Annotated in this window: 16 protein-coding genes and 2 pseudogenes; 3 read left to right on the top strand and 15 right to left on the bottom strand. The window is 61.6% G+C overall.

The window, feature by feature from the left end:
- Window positions 1-14: 14 nt before the first annotated feature.
- The 10 genes and pseudogenes from thpR to NUV99_01310 form a co-directional block, all read right to left on the bottom strand.
- Entirely contained in the window at window positions 15-578 is a 564-nt protein-coding gene (thpR, locus tag NUV99_01355; protein ID MCR4418785.1) for an RNA 2',3'-cyclic phosphodiesterase, read from the bottom strand.
- An 84-nt stretch (window positions 579-662) separates the two neighbouring features.
- On the bottom strand, window positions 663-2090 hold the full coding sequence (locus tag NUV99_01350; protein ID MCR4418784.1) for a metallophosphatase family protein: 1428 nt from the start codon (window positions 2088-2090) through the stop codon (window positions 663-665).
- Window positions 2083-3573, bottom strand: a complete 1491-nt coding sequence (locus NUV99_01345; protein ID MCR4418783.1) for an AAA family ATPase — start codon at window positions 3571-3573, stop codon at window positions 2083-2085. Before NUV99_01345 ends, NUV99_01350 begins: the two co-directional genes overlap by 8 nt.
- 120 nt (window positions 3574-3693) lie before the next feature.
- Window positions 3694-4179: a hypothetical protein gene (locus NUV99_01340; GenBank protein ID MCR4418782.1), complete on the bottom strand. Its 486-nt coding sequence runs from the start codon at window positions 4177-4179 to the stop codon at window positions 3694-3696.
- A gap of 64 nt (window positions 4180-4243) precedes the next feature.
- Complete coding sequence (gene rimO, locus NUV99_01335) at window positions 4244-5575, bottom strand: 30S ribosomal protein S12 methylthiotransferase RimO (protein ID MCR4418781.1); 1332 nt, start codon at window positions 5573-5575, stop codon at window positions 4244-4246.
- The gene (locus tag NUV99_01330) at window positions 5572-5814 is read right to left on the bottom strand and encodes a DUF4115 domain-containing protein (GenBank protein ID MCR4418780.1); all 243 of its coding nucleotides are present in this window, start codon (window positions 5812-5814) and stop codon (window positions 5572-5574) included. The genes rimO and NUV99_01330 overlap by 4 nt, the downstream gene beginning before the upstream one ends.
- 9 nt (window positions 5815-5823) lie before the next feature.
- Window positions 5824-5916: pseudogene (locus NUV99_01325) on the bottom strand (energy transducer TonB).
- A 210-nt stretch (window positions 5917-6126) separates the two neighbouring features.
- Window positions 6127-6354, bottom strand: a pseudogene (locus tag NUV99_01320) (helix-turn-helix domain-containing protein).
- A gap of 23 nt (window positions 6355-6377) precedes the next feature.
- Complete coding sequence (locus NUV99_01315) at window positions 6378-8540, bottom strand: DNA translocase FtsK (GenBank protein MCR4418779.1); 2163 nt, start codon at window positions 8538-8540, stop codon at window positions 6378-6380.
- A 109-nt stretch (window positions 8541-8649) separates the two neighbouring features.
- Window positions 8650-9426 carry an undecaprenyl-diphosphate phosphatase gene (locus tag NUV99_01310; GenBank protein ID MCR4418778.1) on the bottom strand — a complete coding sequence of 259 codons (777 nt, stop codon included), beginning with the start codon at window positions 9424-9426 and terminating at the stop codon, window positions 8650-8652.
- Between the two features lie 343 nt (window positions 9427-9769).
- On the opposite strand from NUV99_01310, the gene NUV99_01305 reads away from it, so the two are divergent.
- Window positions 9770-10522, top strand: coding sequence for an ATP-dependent Clp protease proteolytic subunit (locus NUV99_01305; protein ID MCR4418777.1), 753 nt, complete (start codon window positions 9770-9772; stop codon window positions 10520-10522).
- 597 nt (window positions 10523-11119) lie between these two features.
- On the opposite strand, the gene NUV99_01300 is transcribed toward NUV99_01305, so the two are convergent.
- From NUV99_01300 to NUV99_01280, 5 genes are all read right to left on the bottom strand, one after another.
- Entirely contained in the window at window positions 11120-12028 is a 909-nt protein-coding gene (locus NUV99_01300; GenBank protein ID MCR4418776.1) for a glycine betaine ABC transporter substrate-binding protein, read from the bottom strand.
- A 44-nt stretch (window positions 12029-12072) separates the two neighbouring features.
- Window positions 12073-12930: a proline/glycine betaine ABC transporter permease gene (locus NUV99_01295; protein ID MCR4418775.1), complete on the bottom strand. Its 858-nt coding sequence runs from the start codon at window positions 12928-12930 to the stop codon at window positions 12073-12075.
- Window positions 12917-14122: a glycine betaine/L-proline ABC transporter ATP-binding protein gene (locus NUV99_01290; protein MCR4418774.1), complete on the bottom strand. Its 1206-nt coding sequence runs from the start codon at window positions 14120-14122 to the stop codon at window positions 12917-12919. The genes NUV99_01295 and NUV99_01290 overlap by 14 nt, the downstream gene beginning before the upstream one ends.
- Before the next feature lie 238 nt (window positions 14123-14360).
- Window positions 14361-15413: a mechanosensitive ion channel gene (locus tag NUV99_01285; GenBank protein MCR4418773.1), complete on the bottom strand. Its 1053-nt coding sequence runs from the start codon at window positions 15411-15413 to the stop codon at window positions 14361-14363.
- A gap of 265 nt (window positions 15414-15678) precedes the next feature.
- A complete protein-coding gene (locus tag NUV99_01280; protein MCR4418772.1) occupies window positions 15679-17406 on the bottom strand; it encodes a thiamine pyrophosphate-binding protein in 1728 nt (575 codons plus the stop codon).
- Window positions 17407-17592: 186 nt separating this feature from the next.
- Between NUV99_01280 and NUV99_01275 the strand changes: the two genes are divergently transcribed.
- Window positions 17593-19167, top strand: a complete 1575-nt coding sequence (locus NUV99_01275) for a long-chain-fatty-acid--CoA ligase (GenBank protein ID MCR4418771.1) — start codon at window positions 17593-17595, stop codon at window positions 19165-19167.
- A gap of 161 nt (window positions 19168-19328) precedes the next feature.
- Complete coding sequence (locus NUV99_01270) at window positions 19329-19865, top strand: (2Fe-2S)-binding protein (protein MCR4418770.1); 537 nt, start codon at window positions 19329-19331, stop codon at window positions 19863-19865.
- Window position 19866 lies beyond the last annotated feature (1 nt).

Here is a 19866-nt window from a genome sequence, read left to right as displayed (position 1 = left end):
GTTACCAAAGCGCTCTACGCCCGTTCCAACCAGAAATGGTCGACGGTGGTGTACACCGGCCCGCTCCGGTAAAGCCGGCTCTCGACCAACGAAAAGCCCGAAACCTCCTGTACCCCAACCTTCTCCTCCCGGTATTCCTCTAGAAGAGCCTTTAGCCCTGCCAGGCCACGAGGCGAGCGTACCCTCCCCAGGGTGATATGGGGGTGGAAAGGCGTACGCTCCGGCGGTCGCTCGGCAAAAGGCCCTGCCTGCTCGACCACCCGGCTCTGAAGCCGGCCCAACTCTCCGCCGCCGTCTGCGCCCACCCAGATCACACGCGGCCGCCCCGGGCCGGGAAAGGTGCCGAGGCCTTCCAACCTCAGGTGAAAAGCGGGAACGCCCCGGGCGGCCTCGGCCAGCGCCCGACTAAGCTCAGGCAGCAACTCCCTATCCACTTCTCCCAGGAATAGGAGCGTAAGGTGGAAGTTTTCACCTTCTACCCACTTCACATCCGCCTGCGACATTGCCAGACGGCCCACCAGCTTCCTCAAGGCCTGCCTGAGCTCCGGCAGCAGTTCCACGGCCGCAAAGAGCCGCATCGCTTTCGCCCTCCCTCGGCATCCGGAACTTTTCGCCCGCCCACCGGTCAGGCGCCGTTGGTCCGGCGTACTTCGCGGGGAACATCACCCGTTCGATTCCCCGGCTGCTGGCACCGCCGGCTCCCGCTCGGGCGCGGAGAGGATCTGTCGCTCCAGGACCAGACGGTGCTCGCCGGCCGGAACCCGTAGCCAGTCGACCCCGGCAAGGTACCAACCGGAGCCCTGGGATTTCCAGTACAGCACCGCGAGGGAATAGACGCCGGGCTCGGTTCCCAGAAGCCCCCTCACTCCTTCCGCCCCGGTAGATCCGGCGGATATGAATAGAGTTCCCTTCCGGACGGCAATCTCCTGGCGGTGGGTGTGGCCGAACAAAACTACCGGGACCTTTCCGGCAAGTGCCTCTGCCATCGCGGGGTTGTGTACCGCCACCGCCTCGGGGGGGCGATCTTGGGCCTGTACCAGCCGATCCAGTTCCTCGGCCGCCCGGGCCAGGTCCCCGCCGGCATTCTTCACCGTTTCCGCTCTTAGTGCCGCCGGATCGGCGAATCCCAACACCCTGAGGCCCTCTATGGATACCAGATCGGCCGTCAGCACGCGAACGCCGGGCAGGCGGGCCATCTCCTCTATCACCGCCGGCGAGTCGTGATTGCCGGGGACGAAATAGTACCGGACCCCGAAGCGGCCCAATCTATCGACAATGCTTCCTTCCAGGCGGGTGCCGTAGTCGGTGACGTCACCGGTATCAATTATCGCCTGCACCTCGAAACCGGAGGCGACCTCGCCGATCAGTCCGTAGGCGGTGGGATTATTGTGAAGGTCGGAAATCAGGAGTACCTTTAGGGCACCCTCCAGGGGAGCGGCCTCCTCCAGCCGGCGCAACCGCCGGGATAGTTCGGCAAAATTCTGGCCCATGACCTGCATCTGACGATTCAGGCGCGCGAGGTCACCGGCAGCCTCCTGGGCCAGAGTCACCACCCAGGGGGCGTACCGCAGGGCGCCTTCGTATCGAGGGGCGGCAAAGGCGGCCTGGTTAAAGGTTAGCGCCGCCCATCCCAATACCGTCCCCACGAAGGCCACTCCGGCGATAACCGCCCGCAGGTAAGGCCACGCCTGCCGGCGGCGGAGGACCAGCATCGCCCCGGCTCCGCCCAGGCCGGCCAGCACCAGCACCCGAACGCCGTAATGCCATAGCCGGGGCCTTATTTCTTCACGCAACGCACCGAGCAGCTCTCTTGAGCCGCCCTCATCCTCTCCACGTATGAGCTCCAGCAGCCGGTCAAGGTCTATGTTTACCAGGGTGAACTCCAGTCTTACCGGTGCGGCGTGGCTTGTCGCCGCTAACTTCCCTACCGGCGGCAGCACCACCCTGGTTTCCGGCCGGGCCGGCAGCCTTATCTCCATCCCCACTTCAAAGGCGCCTACCCGGAAGCAGGCACCGCCCAGCAAGTTCACGACCACCAGGGCTCCCAGCAGGCCAGCCAGAACGTCCGCCACCCAGGGCCGTCTAGGCACCCGAACCTTCCTCGCTTTCTCCTCTCAAGAGACGCCGCAGGTGATCTCCGGACAGGGTCTCTTCCCGCACCAACTCACGGGCCAGCCGGGCCAACGCCGGGCCGTAGGGTCGCAGGCGCTCGGCCACCCGCTGCTTGAGCTCTTCGAGCACCCTTGCCAGACCGCGGTACTTCAGTACCGGGGGCAGGTCCTCCAGCGAAACCGCCCCCAAATCGGACAATCCGGCCTCCACGTACTCCTTGGCCAGGCGTCTGGCCTCCTGCAGGTCCGCGGCCGCGCCGGTGCTTCCACTGCCCAGCACCGTTTCCTCGGCTACCAGGCCGCCCAGGAGAACCTGAATCCGGCCTTCCAGATACTCCTTGGTGAGGAGGTAGAAATCGTCGCCGGGCGTCTGGCGGATATAGCCCAGGGCTTGTCCCCGGGAAGTAATGGTAACCTGGGTAACCGATTGGGGAAAGATGAGTTCACTGGCAACGGCGTGGCCGCTCTCGTGAACCGCTATGCGGTACAGCTCCTCAGGGGTAGGCTTTCTCTCCAGCTTTTCGCCCAGCATGACCTTATCCACCGCCTCCCGGAAGTGACGGGGTTCGATCACCGGTGAGCCCTGCCGCAAGGCGAGAATGGCCGCCTCGTTGGCCACGCTTTCCAGGTGAGCCCCCGAGAAGCCGAAGGTTTCCCGGGCGATGGCCTCCAGGTCTACCTCCGGAGACAGGGGCTTGTTGCGGCTGTGCAACTGGAGAATCTGCAGCCTTCCCTGCCGGTCTGGCAGGTCCACGCGGACTACCCGGTCGAAGCGGCCGGGACGGAGAAGGGCCGGGTCCAGAAGATCCACGCGGTTGCTGGCGGCGATGACCAGAAGCTGTGTCCGGTCCTCCGCACGCAGGCCGTCCATCTCTACCAGGAGTTGGGTGAGCATCTGGTCGTATTCCTGGTGGGCCTGAAAGGTGCCGCGTTTGGCCGCCAGCACGTCGATCTCGTCGATAAAGACGACCGCCCGGTTCTTGCCGGTGCGTGCGGCCAGCTTCCTGGCCTGCCGGAACAGGTTGCGTACGCGCTGGGCGCCCACCCCGGCGTATACCTCCACGAACTCGCTCCCGTTGGCGGCCAGGAACACGGCGTCCGTGTAGGAGGCGGCGGCCTTGGCCAACAGCGTCTTACCCGTGCCCGGCGGTCCCACCAGAAGAATTCCTTTGAGAGGCCGGATCCCCATGGCCTTGACCGCCTCGGCCCGGAGAATGAAGTCCAGAGCCTCCTTAAGCTCCTTCTTGGCCGGCCCCTGACCCCCGATGTGTTCGAAGGTTACCTTGGTAGGCACCGATCGCACGCCTGCCGCCGAGGTCACCGGCTCCGCCCGCCGTTCAAGCAGGTAGTAGAGAAGAACTGCCAGCGCTATCAACGCCAGCACCGGAGTCACGTTGACCCCCTGCCAGGCGAGAAAGGCCAGGAATGCCGCGCCGGAGCCGACAACCATTTCCAGAAACATCGCCGTAGACCTCCCGCTCGGACCCCGCAAGGCCCGACAGGGTAAAGCCGAACTGCACCGCGATTATAGCACGGGCAGGTTGGCGGTGGCGCTGGCAATGTCTGGCCCCGGAGGGTATGGTCAACGGTGGGCTACTATGCGGTAAATAAAGGCTTCGCCCTCCCGGAGGGCGAGATAGATTCTCTGCTCGTCCACCTGAACCGACCAGCCGTCCAGCCCCGCCCGGGTGGCCTCAGCTTCCACCCGCTCGGCCAGGGCGACGTAGCTGTTCAGTGCCGCCGCCTCGTACAGCGCGGGTTCCACCCGGCGGCAAACAGCTTCTAACTTGGCATTGGGCCGATCGAGCACGCGCAAGCTGACCCCCTGACCGGCCGCGGCCTCCAACCTTCCGTAGGCCTCCCGCAGGTCGGAGACCGGCCGGAGCCGCACCGCCAGTTCCTTTTCCTCCGGTTGCCACGAGACGTCCTCTGCCAGACCCGTGGCCGCCACCCGTCTTTCCAGGGGATGCTCTACCCCGTATTCCTGGTATAGGCGGTAGGCTCCGGCGAGGATCGCCAGGGTTAGGCCGAAGGCCAAGAGTATTACCGGCCAGCGTATAACCGCCAATTTCCTTCCCCCCAACCTGTCGGTCATTATATCACGACCGGGGCGGCCGAGGGGCTGGGAAAGTTTAGCCGGTTTGGCCGAGAAGGTCGTACCCGCGAACACCCGTAATGGTGGCGGGAACGATTTCTCCGTTCCGCGCCTCGCCCCGGAGCAGCACCGTACCGTCTACTTCCGGAGCCTGTCCTCGGGTGCGCCCCTGGCACCTCCCCGGGCCGAGGTTTTTCTCCACCAGTACCTCGACCCTGCGGCCCACCCAGGCGGCGAGTCTGGCGGCAGTGATCTCTCGTTGCCGCGCCAGCAGCCTCCTCCAGCGTTCCTTCTTGATTTCTTCCGGTACGGTTTCCGGCAGACGGGCGGCAGGAGTGCCGTCCTCGGGGGAAAAGGTAAAGGCTCCTACCCAGTCCGGTTGGACGGTTTCCAGGAAGGAAAGCAGCTGCCGAAAGTCTTCCTCGGTTTCTCCCGGAAAGCCGACGATGAAAGTGCTCCGCAGCACGGCTTCCGGCATCAGCCGGCGGATACGCTCGAGCACCGGCCAGACCCGGTTCATGGAGGGCCGGCCCATGCGGGCAAGAACGCGCGGTGAAACGTGCTGAAGCGGAAGATCAAAATAGCGGCATACCTTTTCGTTCTCGGCTATGGCCGTCAACAGGTCCGGCGTCACGCGGGTGGGATATAGATAGAGGAGGCGGACCCAGCGCACACCCTCCAAGCGGCACAGACGTCGAATCAGTTGAGGCAGACGAAACTCGCCGTAGCGGTCTAGGCCCCAGGCAGCCGTATCCTGGGCCACCAGCACCAGCTCCCTAACCCCGCAGTCCACCAGCTGCGCCGCTTCCTCCAGGATTACCTCCTCGGGACGGCTACGGTAGGGGCCTCTCAGACGGGGGATCACGCAGAAGGAACAGCGGTGGCTGCAGCCTTCGGCGATCTTCAGGTAGGCACTCCCGGGCCTGGTGGTCAGCAAGCGGGGCAAGGCCGCGTTTTCCCATTCTCCGGCCGACCGCAGAGCCAGCACCCGGCGGCCGGCCAACACCTCATCAACTATGGTGGTTATTTCCCCGGCCCAACCCGGGCCAACTATCGCGTCTGCCTCCGGAAGCTCCTCGGCCAGTTCTGCTCCCCAGCCCTGGGCCAGACAGCCGGCCAGGATCAGCCTGGCGCCTGCTTTCCTCTGCTTTAGAGCTCTTAAGGCCGCCTCGATAGACTCTCGCTTGGCCGCCTCTACAAAACCGCAGGTATTGATTATGATCACGTCGGCTGCTGCCGGCGAATTAGTGGGCTGGCAACCGGCCTGAGCCAGGCAGGCCAGCATCACTTCCGTGTCCACCTGGTTCTTGGCGCAGCCCAGGCTGACGATTGCCACCCGGCAGGCGGGAGCCGCAGTCTTTGGCTTCATGAAGGCTCGGTCGATGCCCTGAACTCCCTCCTCAGTACCTGGCCCCGATTACCCATAGGACCCAGAAGTTGGCCGTTGAGCCTTACGCTTACCGCCCCGGCGTCGCCGAACTTGACCGCTATGCTGGTTCTCCCGGAAAAGGATATCTCCCGCCCCTGAGCCAACAGCCCCCGGTAGGCCGGCTCGCCGTCCACCGTCACCTCCAACCAACTCGGCCCCTTGTCGGCCGTTATCTCCAATTCTACCCCGGCAGGGGTGGGCTCAGGCGCAGGCTCGGGTGACGGTTCGGGCGCCGGTTCCGGCGTGTGGTTCGGAATACTGGGAGCCGGCGCAGGGGGCTGCGCAGGAGGGGGTCCAAAGATCAGGCCGGGCAAAAGCAGGGCTATTACCACCACCGCCGCCACCACTAGGACAATGGCTCCGTTTCTGCGCTTGCCGTTCCGCGCCCTCCGCCGGGGTGCCGGAACCTTCAACGCGTATTCCGGTTCCTCGGTTGCCTCCGGTGGCCAGATTCGCTTGAACTCCTCCACCAAAGAAGCTACGGTGTCGGCGTCCAGTCCCAGGTAACGCGCGTAGCTGCGTAGAAAACCCAAGGCATAGGTCCGGCCGGGCAAAGAGGAGAGGTCATCCGCTTCCAGGGCCTCTAGATAGCGGGAGCGGATCTTGGTGGCCCTCTCCGCCTCGGCGAGTGGTATCCCTCGGCTATCTCTTGCCTCCCTCAGCACCCTGCCAATGCTTTTCACCCTTACCACCTCACCTTGGTCTTCCGGGACTTTCATCTCTATATCTGATCTATATTCGATTATCCCTGAGCCTTCCCGAACATGCGATAGTAATCGTCCCAGCCTATTAACAGGGAGCGGGGCTTGGCTCCATCCTGCCCGCTCACCATTCCCCGCGCTTCCATGATGTCGATCAGCCGGGCAGCGCGGGCATAGCCTATGCGCAGCCGCCGCTGCAACATGGAGATGGAAGCCTGGCCGCTTTCCAGAAGCACCCTGACCGCCTGGGGCAGGAGTTCGTCTTCCTCCTCCGGCCGACCCGTCTCCGGAGTTTCGGGCAAGACTATTTCCTCGGTCACCTCGGGAAGGGTCTGCTGGCGCAGGAAGTTCACTACGTTCTGGACCTCCCGGTCGGACACGTAGGCGCCCTGCACCCGTATGGGTTTTACCGCTCCCACCGGGAAGAAGAGCATATCACCCCGGCCGATGAGTTTCTCCGCTCCTCCCAGGTCCAGAATGGTCCGGGAATCGGTCTGAGAGGAAACGGCGAAGGCAATGCGGGAGGGGATGTTGGCCTTTATCAGCCCGGTTATTACGTCCACCGAGGGCCGCTGGGTGGCCACCACCAGGTGGATCCCGGCGGCCCGGGCCTTCTGGGCCAGGCGGCAGATAGAGTCTTCCACCTCGGCCGGTGCGACCATCATGAGTTCGGCCAACTCGTCTATTATTACCACAATATAAGACAGCGGCTTGCGACCGGTCAATCGCTGGGCCCGGTTATACCGCCGGAGATCGCGCACCCCGGCGGCGGCAAAGCGGGCATAGCGGTTGTCCATTTCCGTCGTCATCCAGCGCAGGGCGGCGGCGGCTTTCTTGGCATCCGTCACTACCGAGGTAAGCAGATGCGGAATCCCGTTGTAACCCGTCAGTTCGACCATCTTGGGGTCTATCAGCATGAACTTCAGCTCCGTGGGCCTGGCCTTGTACAGCAGGCTGCAGATCAGGCCGTTCAGGCACACGCTCTTGCCCGACCCGGTGGCTCCGGCAATCAGCAGGTGGGGCATCTTGGCCAGGTCCGCCACTACCGGCCGGCCGGCGATGTCCTTGCCCAGCGCAATGGTGAGCTTGGAGGTAGACTGCTGGAACTCCTGAGATTCCAACACTTCCCGGAGATGCACTACCGCGACCTCCCGGTTGGGAACCTCAATCCCTATCGCCGCCTTGCCCGGAATCGGGGCCTCGATGCGTACACCGCCGGCAGCCAGACTCAGGGCAATGTCGTCCCCCAGGCTGATTATGCGGCTCACCTTAACCCCCGGCGCGGGTTGAACCTCGTAGCGCGTAACCGTGGGACCGCAGCTTATCTGGGTAACTTTGACGCTCACCCCGAAATTTTCTAACGTCTGCTCCAGGAGTTGCGCCTTCTCGTATATTTCCTTGCTCAAGGGCAGGTTTCGGGCCTTGGATGCCCGGCGCAGAAGTGAGAGCGGCGGCAGCAGGAAGGGTTCATCCTCGGCCTCCGGCAATTCCTCCTGCGGTTCGGGCCTAACCGTCGGTTCCGCCCGTACCACCAAGGGGGTTTCTTCCTCGCGATCCTCTGCCGCCGGCTCTACCGGCGGCGCCTCGACCGTCCGGACCGGTGGAGCGCCGGGCCTGCCCTTCACCCTGGCCCGCTGCCCGGTCTGTGGGGGTTCCTGCCCGGAAGATCTCGAGCGAGAGGGTTCCTCTGCCTCGCCCTCTCCCTTTTCCTCCTCGAACAGGAACTGCTCCAGCCGCGTACGCAGACGCGGACCGACGCTCCTTACCCGGCGCCCCACCGCGCCGGCCCCCTCCACCAGGGAGAGATCCGTGACCAGGAGAAAGGAGACCAATCCTAAAGCGGCCAGCACCATATAGGTGCCCAATTGACCGAACGCCTTGACCAACATCAACACCAGCACCGCCCCCAAGGTTCCGCCTCCCTGGCCTTCCTGGCCCGGGATCATGGGGTTGTCCTGCGCCCAGGGGAGATGCAAGCCGGTAAGAAGCACCAGGTAACCGATCACCAATCCCCAATCCCGGCCGGAGAAACGCAGCGACTCCCGTTCGCGCATGACCTTCACGGCCAGCAGGCTTAACAGCAAGGGGATGCCGAAGCGTCCTCGGCCCGCGAGGCTCCTGAGCGCTTCCTCCAAAACTTTCCCGGCAAAGCCCAAGCGGTGGGCCAGCCAGGGATGGTCCGGGCCCAGTACCAGGCCGGCCATGGCCAGCAGCGCCAGGGTAAGCAGCAAGACCCCCGCGATCTCGTAGCGTCGGTTCTTGGGTACGGTCTGGGGTTTGGTATGCCCGCCACCCACGTAAAGCACCTCCCGGCTAGGCCAGGGCCGCCCCGGAGAGCAGCACCGCCCCACCCAGAAGCCAGCAGTAGTATGAGAAACAGTAGAGACGCCCGTGGGTTAGCACCGCAAGCAGGAAACGAATGGCTACGTAGCCGCTTATGGCCGCTACCCCCACCGCCAACCAGTAGGTTGGGGGAATCCCTATACCCCCTACTTCTCCGGCCAGGGATCTGGCTTCCCACAGGTTGGCCCCCAGGACCGCCGGAATGGAAAGCAGGAACGAATACCGGAAAGCCATCTGCCGTTCCATCCCCCGAAGCAACGCGAAGGCAATGGTAGTACCCGACCGGGAGAGCCCTGGGGTAATGGCAAGACCCTGCCCGAAGCCCACGGCCAGAGCATCGAGAAGGCTGGTGGTGGCAAGTCCTTTCCGGCCGGGAGGCCTCCGTCCCGCCCACCAGAGCAGCAGCCCGGTAACCAGAAGCGCCGCTCCCACCACGAACAGCGACTCGAAGGCGGCGCTGAATACGGGCTCCAACAGCAACCCCATCAGGCCGGCAGGAACCGTACCCACCAGGATCAGGACCAGCATCTTGTGCCAGGGGCGGCGAAGGATATCGAGGATATCCCTCCAAAAGGCGGCTACCACGGCCAGCAGGGTACCGAAGTGTACCATAACCTCAAATAGAAGGCCCGGGGTACCCACTCCCAACCACTCCTGGAAGATAACCAGGTGCCCCGAGCTGCTGATGGGCAAGAACTCGGTGAGACCCTGCACCAACCCCAGCACCAACGCCTGACCGGCGTTCACCGCCACCCCTCCTCGACACGATCCTGCCGTCATGATAATACCACTACTGGCATCCCGAGGCCAGCCCCCGGCATCCGGCTGCACCCGTGAATACGCCTGGTCGGGAGCCAATGTACTAGATGAGATCGCCCCGGCATTCGGAAACCGGGGATAACCCGGCTTTCAGCCTCCTCAGCACCGGACGCCTTTCCCCGAATCCGGCGTCCAGGCAGACCACCTTGCCGTTCCTTTTCCTTCCATATAGGTTTATGGTTCGTCGGGCTTACGAACAATACCTGCTTTAGCCTGGTATCGGAGCAAGCAATTGATCTAAGACTATAGGGAGAAAGGAGGCCCGACGGTAATGCCGTTTTGCCAGTCCGGTCCCCATCAGCTCGGCTTTCGTTCTCTCCTGGCCCAACCGTCAACCGGTGAGCCTGCTTCCGACCCTGCGGCCACTACCCGGCTCCCGAGTCTTAAGGAATTGGGACAAACCGGAGTAGCCGATTACCAGAGCAATATCTTTGTGCTCCCCATAATCGGCCAGATAGAGGGGCACATGGTAATGCCTCCCCAGAATAAGACCACTAAGTACGAACATGTGATCCCGCAACTGGTTGCCATTGAGCAAAACCCGGCGGTAGAAGGCCTGCTGGTGGTTCTCAACACCGTCGGGGGTGACGTGGAGGCGGGGCTGGCCATTGCCGAGATGGTGGCCAGCATTTCCAAGCCTAAGGTTTCCCTGGTCCTGGGCGGCGGGCACAGCATCGGCGTCCCCGTGGCCACGGCCACGGACTACTCCTTCATTGCCGAAACTGCCACCATGACCATTCACCCCATCAGGCTTACCGGGCTGGTGATCGGCGTACCCCAGACCTTTGACTACTTGGACAAGATGCAGGACCGGGTGGTGCGCTTCGTAGCCGAGCATTCCCGCATCAGCGAGGCCAAGTTCCGGGAGTTGATGTTCCGCTCCGGCGAGTTGGCCCGGGATATAGGGACGGTGCTGGTGGGCCGGGATGCGGTAGAGGTGGGGCTGATCGACCAGGTGGGCGGGCTTGCCCAGGCGGTGGCCAAGTTGCAGGAGTTGATCGCCGCACGCAAGGCCATGCACTAGGAGATGGTCTGCGCTCGGGATCGGCGCACGCCGCTGCCGACCCGGCTGGGCCTCGCCACCTCCAAACTCGATCCGACCGTGTTTGGGCGAAGCCCGGGTTGCAACGGAAGAAAGAAACGGAGGCAGGCACCATCGTGTATGCCTGGCTGGATAATACCGCACCGTGCGTCCTTTACACCCCAATCCCTTCGGAAACGGTGCTGGCCGGATGGGAGCAGGTCGGCCGGTTGGTAGAGATACCCGTCGGCACAGACGTACTCCAGCTTCGTCCCGTCGCGGGCGGCTACCGTCTGGAAAGGCTGATTTCCTGCAATCCCGCCCTGTACCTTCACCCCGGGCTGACGCCCGGCCAACATCTTCGCCTGCCGGTTGCCCCAAAACCCCAGGTACCCCAAACGGGAATCACGCCCCGGATCAGTTCTGTGCCTACCCAGACTACAGATCCGTGCAATACCAGCCAGCGATAACGGGTGCCACGGTGAAAGGCGCGGTCACGGGCGGCTACCAGTCCGGCGATGCCCCCGATGAACAAAGGTAGCGCCTGCATGGTCCCGCGCTCGAACATCGAACCAAAGTAGCCGAGGAAAAAGCCGCCGGCTATTTTACGTCTTTCAGCATGGCCTCCACCTTCTCCTGGTTATTCTCTACCCAATCGGCCGCAAGCTGCGTCGGATCGGCGCTTTCCAGCTCTAGTCTAAGGATCATATCTTCCACATCCTCAATAGGTATTCGCCAGTTCTTGAGAAAGGCGTAAGCCTCCGGAGCCTTCTGGTCAAGCCCCTTGTGCACTAGGACGTGAACCTCAGAACTCTTCCAAAAGCCTTTGGGATCCTCCAGGAACTTCAGGTCGTACTTGGCAAACTTCCAGTGCGGCCGCCAGCCCAATATAACGATGTCACGTTTGTTACTGTAGGCGTCCTCCAGCATGGTGAGCATGGCCTGCTCGCTGCCGTCGACCAACTCGTAATCCAGACCGTAGGCTTCGATAATCGCCTTCGAGGTCTTCATCATGCCCGCACCGGCGTCGATACCGTAAACCTTGCCTCCGAATCTGTCCTTGTATTGGTTCAGTTCGGCAATGGAATTGGCCGGCGAATAGGCAGGCACCACCCAACCCAGGACCCCTTCCCGATAGCTCACGGCAACGTCATCGATCTTTTCTCCGTACTGATCCATAAACTCCCGATGCATGTCCGGGAGCCAGGAGTCCATAAAAATGTCAACGTCACCCTTGGCTAAACCGGCGAAAACCACGCCCACCTCGGCATCCTGCAGCTTCACCTCGTAACCCAAATCCTCCAGAATGTGCTTGGCCACATAAGTGGGTGGAATGGTACTGGTCCAAGGAGTAACGCCAAAGACCAGCTTGCCCTTGCTTTGCGAACCACCCTTTCCTTCGTCGACCGGCTGCTGTCCCCCACTGCAGGCAGCAGCGGAAATCAACAAAACCACCAGGAGCGCGCAGACCTTCCACCAACCTTTTTTCACACTCCGCGATATAGCCATTTCCAATTAACCTCCTTGTTTTGTTCGTGTTTGTAGTGCAGGCGTTATCCCCAGGCCGTCGAGCTCTTCTTGACCGCACTGCGTCCGGCGATTCCCTGCGTCACCCGGTCTAGAATGAGGGCCAGTACGACAATGCCTATCCCACCCGCGAATCCCTTGCCTACCTCCACACGACTGATGGCCGCATAGACCACCCCTCCCAGGCCGCCGGCACCGATCATAGCCGAGATTACGGCCATGGAAAGGGCGAGCATGATGCTCTGGTTAACCCCGGTCATCACCGTGGGGAGGGCTATGGGGAACTGGACCTTGGCCAAAAGCTGCCAGCGGCTGGACCCAAAGGCCTTGGCCGCCTCCACCACTTCGGTCGGCACCTGACGGATACCCAGACTGGTAAGGCGCACAGCCGGAGGCATGGCGAAGATGAGGGTGGCGAACACTGCCGGGACTTTTCCGATCCCGAAAAGCATCAGCACTGGAATCAAATAGACGAAGCTGGGCATGGTCTGCATGAAGTCGAGAAGGGGCCGTACGACCTGCTCGACCCGGTGGTTTTGCGCCGTCAGGATGCCCAAAGGAATACCTATGCCCACGGCAAGAGCCGTGGCCACCAATACCAGAGCCAGGGTGGTCATGGTTTCCCGCCATAACCCCATGGCATAAAGCACCCAGAGCCCAGCGGCGCTCATTACGGCCACTTTCTTGCCCGCCAGATACCAGGCCAGTAGGGCCAGGCCAATCAGAATCACCTCCGGAGGTAAGGCTTGCAGAGCCGCCTCCAGGGCGTCCATGAAGGTTACCAAAGGCGCCTTTAAGGTGTCAAAGGCGGCGTCGTATTTGGTCACCAACCAGTCGACGACCTTGTCTACCCAATCGGCCACGTGTAGACTAAGATACGGCACGTTCCTCTCCTCCTTGAGGTCCGATCAACGCGGACAGCACGGCCACGCGGGCTATGATGCCTTGCAACACCCCGTCGCCGTTGACCACGGCGATGGGGTACCGGCTGCTGACTGCCGTAGAAATCAGTTCTTCCAGTGAAGTATCCGGGTGGGCCCTGGGGAAATCAGCCTCTACCAGATCTTCTAGGTTATCCTGCCCCTGGCGGATGGCCGCTAAGGCGGCATCCACCGTCAGAAGACCCTTTAGGCGCCGGTTCTTATCCACCACAAAGGCGCTGGAAAGACCTCGTTCCTGCATTTGTCTTAGGGCCACCCGTGGTCCGTCCTTGAGGAACACCAGAGGGTCCGGCGGCCACATCACGTTTCGCGCCTTAAGCACCTTTATCGGATTAACGTCTCTAGTAAACTCCGCCACGTATTCGTCTGCCGGCCTGGCCAGAACCTCTTCCGGGCTGCTCACCTGCACTATCTGGCCCGCCCTCATAATGGCCACGCGGTCGCCGAGTTTCAGGGCTTCGTCGAGATCATGGGTGACGAAGATAATGGTTTTGCCCAGCCGCTGCTGAAGCTGAAGGAGCTCATCTTGCATCCGCCGCCTGATAAGGGGATCGAGGGCGCTAAAGGGCTCATCCATGAGCAGAATGTCCGGATCGCTGGCCAGAGCTCGGGCCAGGCCAACCCGCTGCTGCATGCCACCGCTGAGGGCGTCCGGCTTGTATTGAGCCCAGTCGGACAGCCCGACGAGCTCGAGCATAGCCATGGCCCTCTCCCTTCTATCCCTGGAATCTACGCCCTGGATCTCCAGCCCGAACTCCACGTTTTCCAAAACCGTTCGGTGGGGGAACAAGGCAAAACGCTGAAACACCATCCCCAGCCTTCTTTGCCGGAACTGACGCAACTGACGGCCATCCATGACCGTAACGTCCTCACCGTCGATCACGATTCTGCCTGCGGTCGGTTCCACCAGCCGGTTGAGGCAGCGTATCAGAGTGGATTTGCCGCTACCGGAAAGACCTATGATAACAAACAGTTCCCCCTGCTCCACACACAGGGAAGCGTTCCACACGGCCACCGCCAGCCCGGTGCTCCGAAACACCTCAGCCGGATCGTGGCCCTCATTAAGCATTTGTAGCGCCCGTTCCGGGTTGCGACCGAACACCTTAGTGAGCTGCTCAACAATTATCTTCGCCATAACCTCTCCTCCCAACTTCCAATTTATTATAAAATCGTAGGTTGTTTGTTGTCAAATGCCTTCCTCATAAAGATAATCAAGCTTCGCGGTCCATATAACTACCTACAACCGGTCAGAGAACCACCCAAGCCCTGAGTAGGCAGATAACTGCCGAGAGCGAACACGCTTACTTGCCTTCGGCAGACGGCGGTGTAGGCCAAATACCCTGTGTCTGAGGAATTACCGGTACCGCAAAGAGCTACGGCCCGGTCTTGTGGTACAAGGTCTGGGTGGGATAGGCGAAGTCAATCTCTTCCTCCTTAAAACGGCGGAAAATAGCCAGGTTAATGGCCTGCTGGATATCCATGTAGGTGTCGTAGTCCGGATTCAACACGTAGTACACGACCTCGAAATTGAGGGAGAAGGGGCCGTACTCGTTGAAGTGAGCCCGATCAAAGCGTACCCCCGGCTGCGCTTCTATGACCTCGCGGATCAGAACCGGGATGCGCTCCAGCTTCTCATACGGTGTCTCGTAGGTTACCCCCAGAGAAAAGACTACCCGGCGTTCGTACATGCGCTTGTAGTTGCGAATTCGGCTCTTGAGCAGATCGGAATTAGAGAAAATGAGTTGTTCGCCGGAGAGGCTCCGAATACGCGTGCTCTTGAGGCCTATATGCTCCACCGTGCCCATGTAATTGTCCACGATGATAAAGTCTCCGATCACAAACGGCTTATCCAACAAGATGGATAGCGACCCGAATAGATCCCCCAAAATGTTCTGCACCGCCAGGGCCACGGCGATGCCGCCGATACCCAGTCCGGCTACCAGGGTAGTGATGTTTACTCCCAGGTTCTCAAGAATCAGAAGGAAAACCACCGCCCAAAGAATCAACCGCGCCATAAAGCCGACGGCGTAAACCGTGGCTACGCCGACGTCGTCTTCCCCCAGTCGGGCCTTAATGTTCCCCGCCACCAGGTGAGTGACTATGACATTACCCCAAAGGCCTACTTGAAGGAAGACCAGAACAACCATCACTTTGCTTACGATCCCGGTAGCCCGCTCCGGCAAATCCACCAAGGAAAGGCCCAAATAAAGGGAAACGGCCAAGAGAAACCAAAAGCCCGTTCTTGCCAGTATTTTGGATGCCAGACTCTCGGTTTCGCTCTTGGTTCTCTCACTCACGACCGCAAGAAACCGGCCAATCAGTCTCTTGGCCAACCACAGAGCCACCAGAGCGGTCGCGCCTATCAGGGCCGCTACCATCCAGGTCTGAAGAGTGTTGCCGCCCAAGACCAGTGCCAATAAGCGCACCGCACTCCCTCCTCTCCACGACCTTTGCGCTAACGCCGCGTCTTTAGCTATTGTACCTCAGGCTCACGCCTCCGGCTAGGCGCCTGCCCTCGACCTGTATCGCTCGTCGTGCCCGAGTATTCGTAACAGAGGGACCATGCCCGCCCTCTTAAGACTTTTTACCTTCATCAGCAAAAGAGGCCGGCAGCCCGACCGGAAGCAGTCCCGGCCGCGCGCCGGCCCCCAAAACTGGAGTGCAAATGGCGTAGGCACCTGGTTTCTGCCCTTACACCGGTCTCGGAACTCTCCCCTCGGTATACACCTTCACCACGTCGTCGCTTCCCCACCACCGGGCCGACCAATCTACGCGGGCGTGAACCAGCACCGGTTCACCTTCGGCGGTGATACGGAAAGCTTCCCGCATGACCTCGGCGATGTCCTCGGGGCGGGCCAGGGGCAGGGACCGGCAGGAGCATGCTTTGGCTACGGTGGTGAAGTCGATAGGCGGGTTGAAGTCCGTGTCCAGATAGCGCTCCTGATGTACCACCTGCTGCCAGTACTTGATCCAACCGATGGCGTTGTTATCCATGACCAGGAAGACCACCGGAATCTGGTATTCTACGGCGGTCGCCAATTCCGGCATCACGAAGTGGAAGCCGCCGTCGCCGCACACTGCCAGCACCGGGTCATCGGTGGCCAGCTTGGCGCCGATGGCCGCCGCAGCGGCAAAACCGATGAAGGAGAATTGGGATTTCGCAATGCTGTTGCCGGGCTTTACGATCTTGAAGTAGGGATAGCCCTGGAACCAAAAACTGTTGAAGGCGGAATCGGCTGCCAGCACCAGATTCTCCGGCTTCAACCGGTCGATCTCCTTGGCAATACGCGCCGGGTGTATAGGAACGGAGCCGAGGCTCCGTACCTCTTCCTCGATTTCCTTCTCCCACACTTGCTTCAGGGCCTGCAACTCCTTTACCCGCGACCGCTCCGGGAAATCCGACCGGGGAAGATTGCGGCCCCTAATCTCACGCACTAACTTCCGCAGGGTCAGCCTGGCGTCACCCATCAACGCTACGTCGGGCACCCACACGCGATTGATGTGGGTGGGACTGACGTTGGCGCAGATCAATTTTCCCTTTCCCCTGCCCCGGGTGTAAACCGAGGTCTCCAGGTCTTCCATGGCCGAGCCCACCCAGAATACGAGATCGGCCTCTTCCACGTACTCGTTGGTGAACCGCGTACCCTCGTTGCCCACCACTCCTATGGCCAGCGGGTGCGTTTCGGAAATGGCGCCCTTGCCGGTACAGGTGGTGGCTACCGGAATACCCGCCAGTTCCGCCAGTTCCCGAAGCTCTGCCCAGGCCCGCGCCATGTGCACTCCGCCGCCGGCTATGATCACCGGCCTCTCCGCCCTCAGAAGCAGGTCCACGGCCTCGGCAACGGCCTCGTCTGAGGGCTCAAACCCCAGGACCCGGCAGCTCTTCTGATACTGCAGTCCTTCCACCACGGTACTGCCCATGTCCGTGGGTATCTCGATGTATACCGGGCCGGGTGGGGCGCTGCAGGCCTCGGAAAAAGCCTGCCGCATCATCCAGTAAACCTGATCGGGAACCTCCAGGTGCCAGGACCACTTGGTTATCGACGCCACCATCTGCATCTGAGGTATCTCCTGCATGCTCCCGTGGCCGGCCGTCAGCCGTGGCGTGCTACAGGAGAGAAATATGACCGGCCAGGAACCCCGGTAGGCCTCGCACATCCCGCCAATCAGGTTGGTGAAACCCGGTCCCAGCGTACCGTAACACAGCGCCGGTCCCCGGCTCATCTGCGCGTAACCACAGGCCATGAAGCCGGCGCTCCGCTCGTCCCGGGCCATTATGCTCCTGATCTCGTCCCTGCGGTCGTACAGAGCGTCATTAAAAGTGAACACCATCTGGCCTCCCGGCAGACCGAACACGTACTTTACGCCCTCGGCAATGAGCGCGTCTACCACGGCCTCCCGGATCAAGCGACCCGACATGTCCCATCCCCCCAGGAGAAAATGCTGGATTTCCGCTTAATTTTAACATTTCTATTCCTTTCCGGTCTATGTAGAGTCCCACCAAAAAACTTGGGCGCGGGTTAGATTCGTTCGGACTCCCGGCCCGGGCAGGAGCACGGGCCCCCTCGGTCGTATTCTAAAGTGTTCAGGAAAGGGGGCAGGTCCTTGGCCGAAAGCTGGTGCAAAGAGCTCTGGAAGAAGAACGTTGCTTACCTGGGGGACCGCCCGGCGGTAATAGACCGGGGCCGGCGTCTGACCCACGCCGAGCTGGCCTCCCGGGCCAATCGGCTCTACTGGGCCTTGAGAAGCCGAGGCCTGGAAAAGGGAGAACGGGTAGCCATACTGGCCTACAACTGCGCGGAATACCTGGAATGGATGCAGGCCTGCGAGAAGGGCGGCTTTGTGGGGGTGCCGGTCAACTGGAGGCTGTCGGCAGACAACGTGGCCTTTGTACTGGACAATAGCGAAAGCAAGATCCTCCTGCTGCATGAGGATTTTGTCGAACCGGTAAGCTCCATCCGGCCGCAGCTAAGAAACCTAGAGCATTTGCTGGTGTTCGACGCCACCTCGCCGCCCGCTATTGGCGAGGCCTACGAAGAGGCCCTGGCGACCGCCGATTCCCGCGAACCGGAGGTGCAAATGGAGGACGAAGATCCGGCCTACATAATCTATTCCAGCGGCACCACCGGCCGGCCTAAAGGGGTGGTCTTCACCCACCATATGCAGCTGGAATCCGCCAAGGCCCACGTAACCGAATTGGGTCTGACCCCGCAGGACGTGGCTCTGGTGGTCATGCCCCTGTTTCATTCCGGGGGACACGCTACCGCCTCGGCGATTGCCTACGTGGGGGGAATAAACGTATTGCTTCCCCGGTTCGAGGCCCGGACGGTGCTTGAGGTGCTGGAACAAGAACGCGTCACGTTTGTCCAAGTAGTCCCCACCATGATTGCCGCTTTACTGGAACAGCCAGACCTGCACCGTTACCGGCTCGACAATCTCAAAACCATCCAGTACGTGGGCGCTCCGATGCCCCAGTCGCTGCTGGAGAAGGCGGCAAGATTCTTCGGCGCCCACCGCTTCATCCAGAATTACGGACTTACCGAAAACGGGCCTCTGGTGTCCACCCTTAGCCGGGAAGATCACCTGGCCGGTCTACGCGAGGGGGCTTCCGAGACCGCCAGGAAGCGCCTCGGCTCGGTGGGACGGCCCCACTACGGCCTGTGGGTACGAATCGTAGACGACCGGGGCAACGAGCTGCCCCGCAACACGATCGGTGAGATTGCCGTGCGCGCGGAGACCACCACTCCCGGCTACTGGAAGCAGCAGGAACTCACCCGGAAGAAGATCAGGGACGGGTGGCTTTTCACCGGCGACATCGGGCTGATGGACCAGGACGGCTATCTGTACCTGGTGGACCGCAAGGACGACATGATCGTGACCGGGGGGGAGAACGTATACCCCTCTTACGTAGAAAACGTTCTCTGCCGCCATCCTGCGGTCAAGGAGGCAGCGGTGGTAGGCCTGCCGGACGAAAAGTGGGGCGAAATGGTAACCGCCGCAGTGGCTCTGTGGCCGGAAACGGTGGCCACGGAGGAGGAGTTGCTCGAACACTGCAAGCCTCACCTGGCCGGATACGAAAGACCCAAGCGGGTGGTGATCCTGCAGGAGTTACCCAAGTCGCCTACCGGCAAGATCCTGCGCCGCGAGGTGCGGCGTCGGCTTCAGGAAAAAGCACGGTAAACGCCCGGGCGCGGAAAACAACCGGCAGACACCGACTCGTAGCCGCCGGCCGACAACATCCCGAAAGGCTGCTCAACCGGCGGTAATTGAGAGCCTTTTGAACTTATGATAGAATCGCCTCAAACTGAATGGCAGTCTCTAGGAGGGGGTGGTTACTAGTCATGGTCGAGACCGGTTACGAGCAGCGGGGAAGCGGAGCCGGGGCCGAACGGATCACCCTTACGGTGAACGGCCGACCCTACAGGCTGGAGATCGGCAAACAGCCGGGGCAGGTGGATACCACCCATACCCTGGCCCATACCCTGCGCGAAACCCTGGGATTGAAGGGCACCAAGATCGGGTGCGACCACGGCGGCTGCGGGGCCTGCACCGTCCTACTGGACGGAAAGCCGGTACTGTCCTGCATGCTGCTCACCGTGGAGTGTGCCGGCCGCGAGATTACCACCATCGAGGGGCTCCAGAACCCGGACACCGGAGAGCTGGATCCCCTGCAGCAGGCCTTCATCGATCACGGTGCGTTCCAGTGCGGTTTCTGCACCCCGGGCATACTGGTGAGCTCCAGGGCCCTGCTGAACGAAAACCCGAATCCCACCGAGGACGAGGTTAAGGAAGCCCTATCCGGTCATTTTTGCCGCTGCATCAGCCACTATCAGGTACTGGAGGCCGTGCAGGCGGCCGCCCGAAACACCGGGAGGTGAG

It is taken from the genome of Clostridia bacterium (assembly GCA_024653205.1).
In the GTDB taxonomy this organism is placed as follows: Bacteria; Bacillota; DSM-521; order Neomoorellales; family SLTJ01; genus JANLFO01.
The sequence above is the reverse complement of the archived record's forward strand: the minus strand, read 5'-3'. Positions and strand labels throughout refer to the sequence as shown.

Excerpts from the sequence above, each read along its gene's own strand:
- thpR (MCR4418785.1), bottom strand. The coding sequence starts at position 578 with ATGCGGCTCTTTGCGGCCGTGGAACTGCTGCCGGAGCTCAGGCAGGCC.
- NUV99_01345 (MCR4418783.1), bottom strand. The coding sequence starts at position 3,573 with ATGTTTCTGGAAATGGTTGTCGGCTCCGGCGCGGCATTCCTGGCCTTT.
- rimO (MCR4418781.1), bottom strand. The coding sequence starts at position 5,575 with ATGAAGCCAAAGACTGCGGCTCCCGCCTGCCGGGTGGCAATCGTCAGC.
- NUV99_01315 (MCR4418779.1), bottom strand. The coding sequence starts at position 8,540 with ATGGCCGGCCTGGTACTGGGCCCGGACCATCCCTGGCTGGCCCACCGC.
- NUV99_01305 (MCR4418777.1), top strand. The coding sequence starts at position 9,770 with ATGCCGTTTTGCCAGTCCGGTCCCCATCAGCTCGGCTTTCGTTCTCTC.
- NUV99_01300 (MCR4418776.1), bottom strand. The coding sequence starts at position 12,028 with ATGGCTATATCGCGGAGTGTGAAAAAAGGTTGGTGGAAGGTCTGCGCG.
- NUV99_01290 (MCR4418774.1), bottom strand. The coding sequence starts at position 14,122 with ATGGCGAAGATAATTGTTGAGCAGCTCACTAAGGTGTTCGGTCGCAAC.
- NUV99_01280 (MCR4418772.1), bottom strand. The coding sequence starts at position 17,406 with ATGTCGGGTCGCTTGATCCGGGAGGCCGTGGTAGACGCGCTCATTGCC.
- NUV99_01270 (MCR4418770.1), top strand. The coding sequence starts at position 19,329 with ATGGTCGAGACCGGTTACGAGCAGCGGGGAAGCGGAGCCGGGGCCGAA.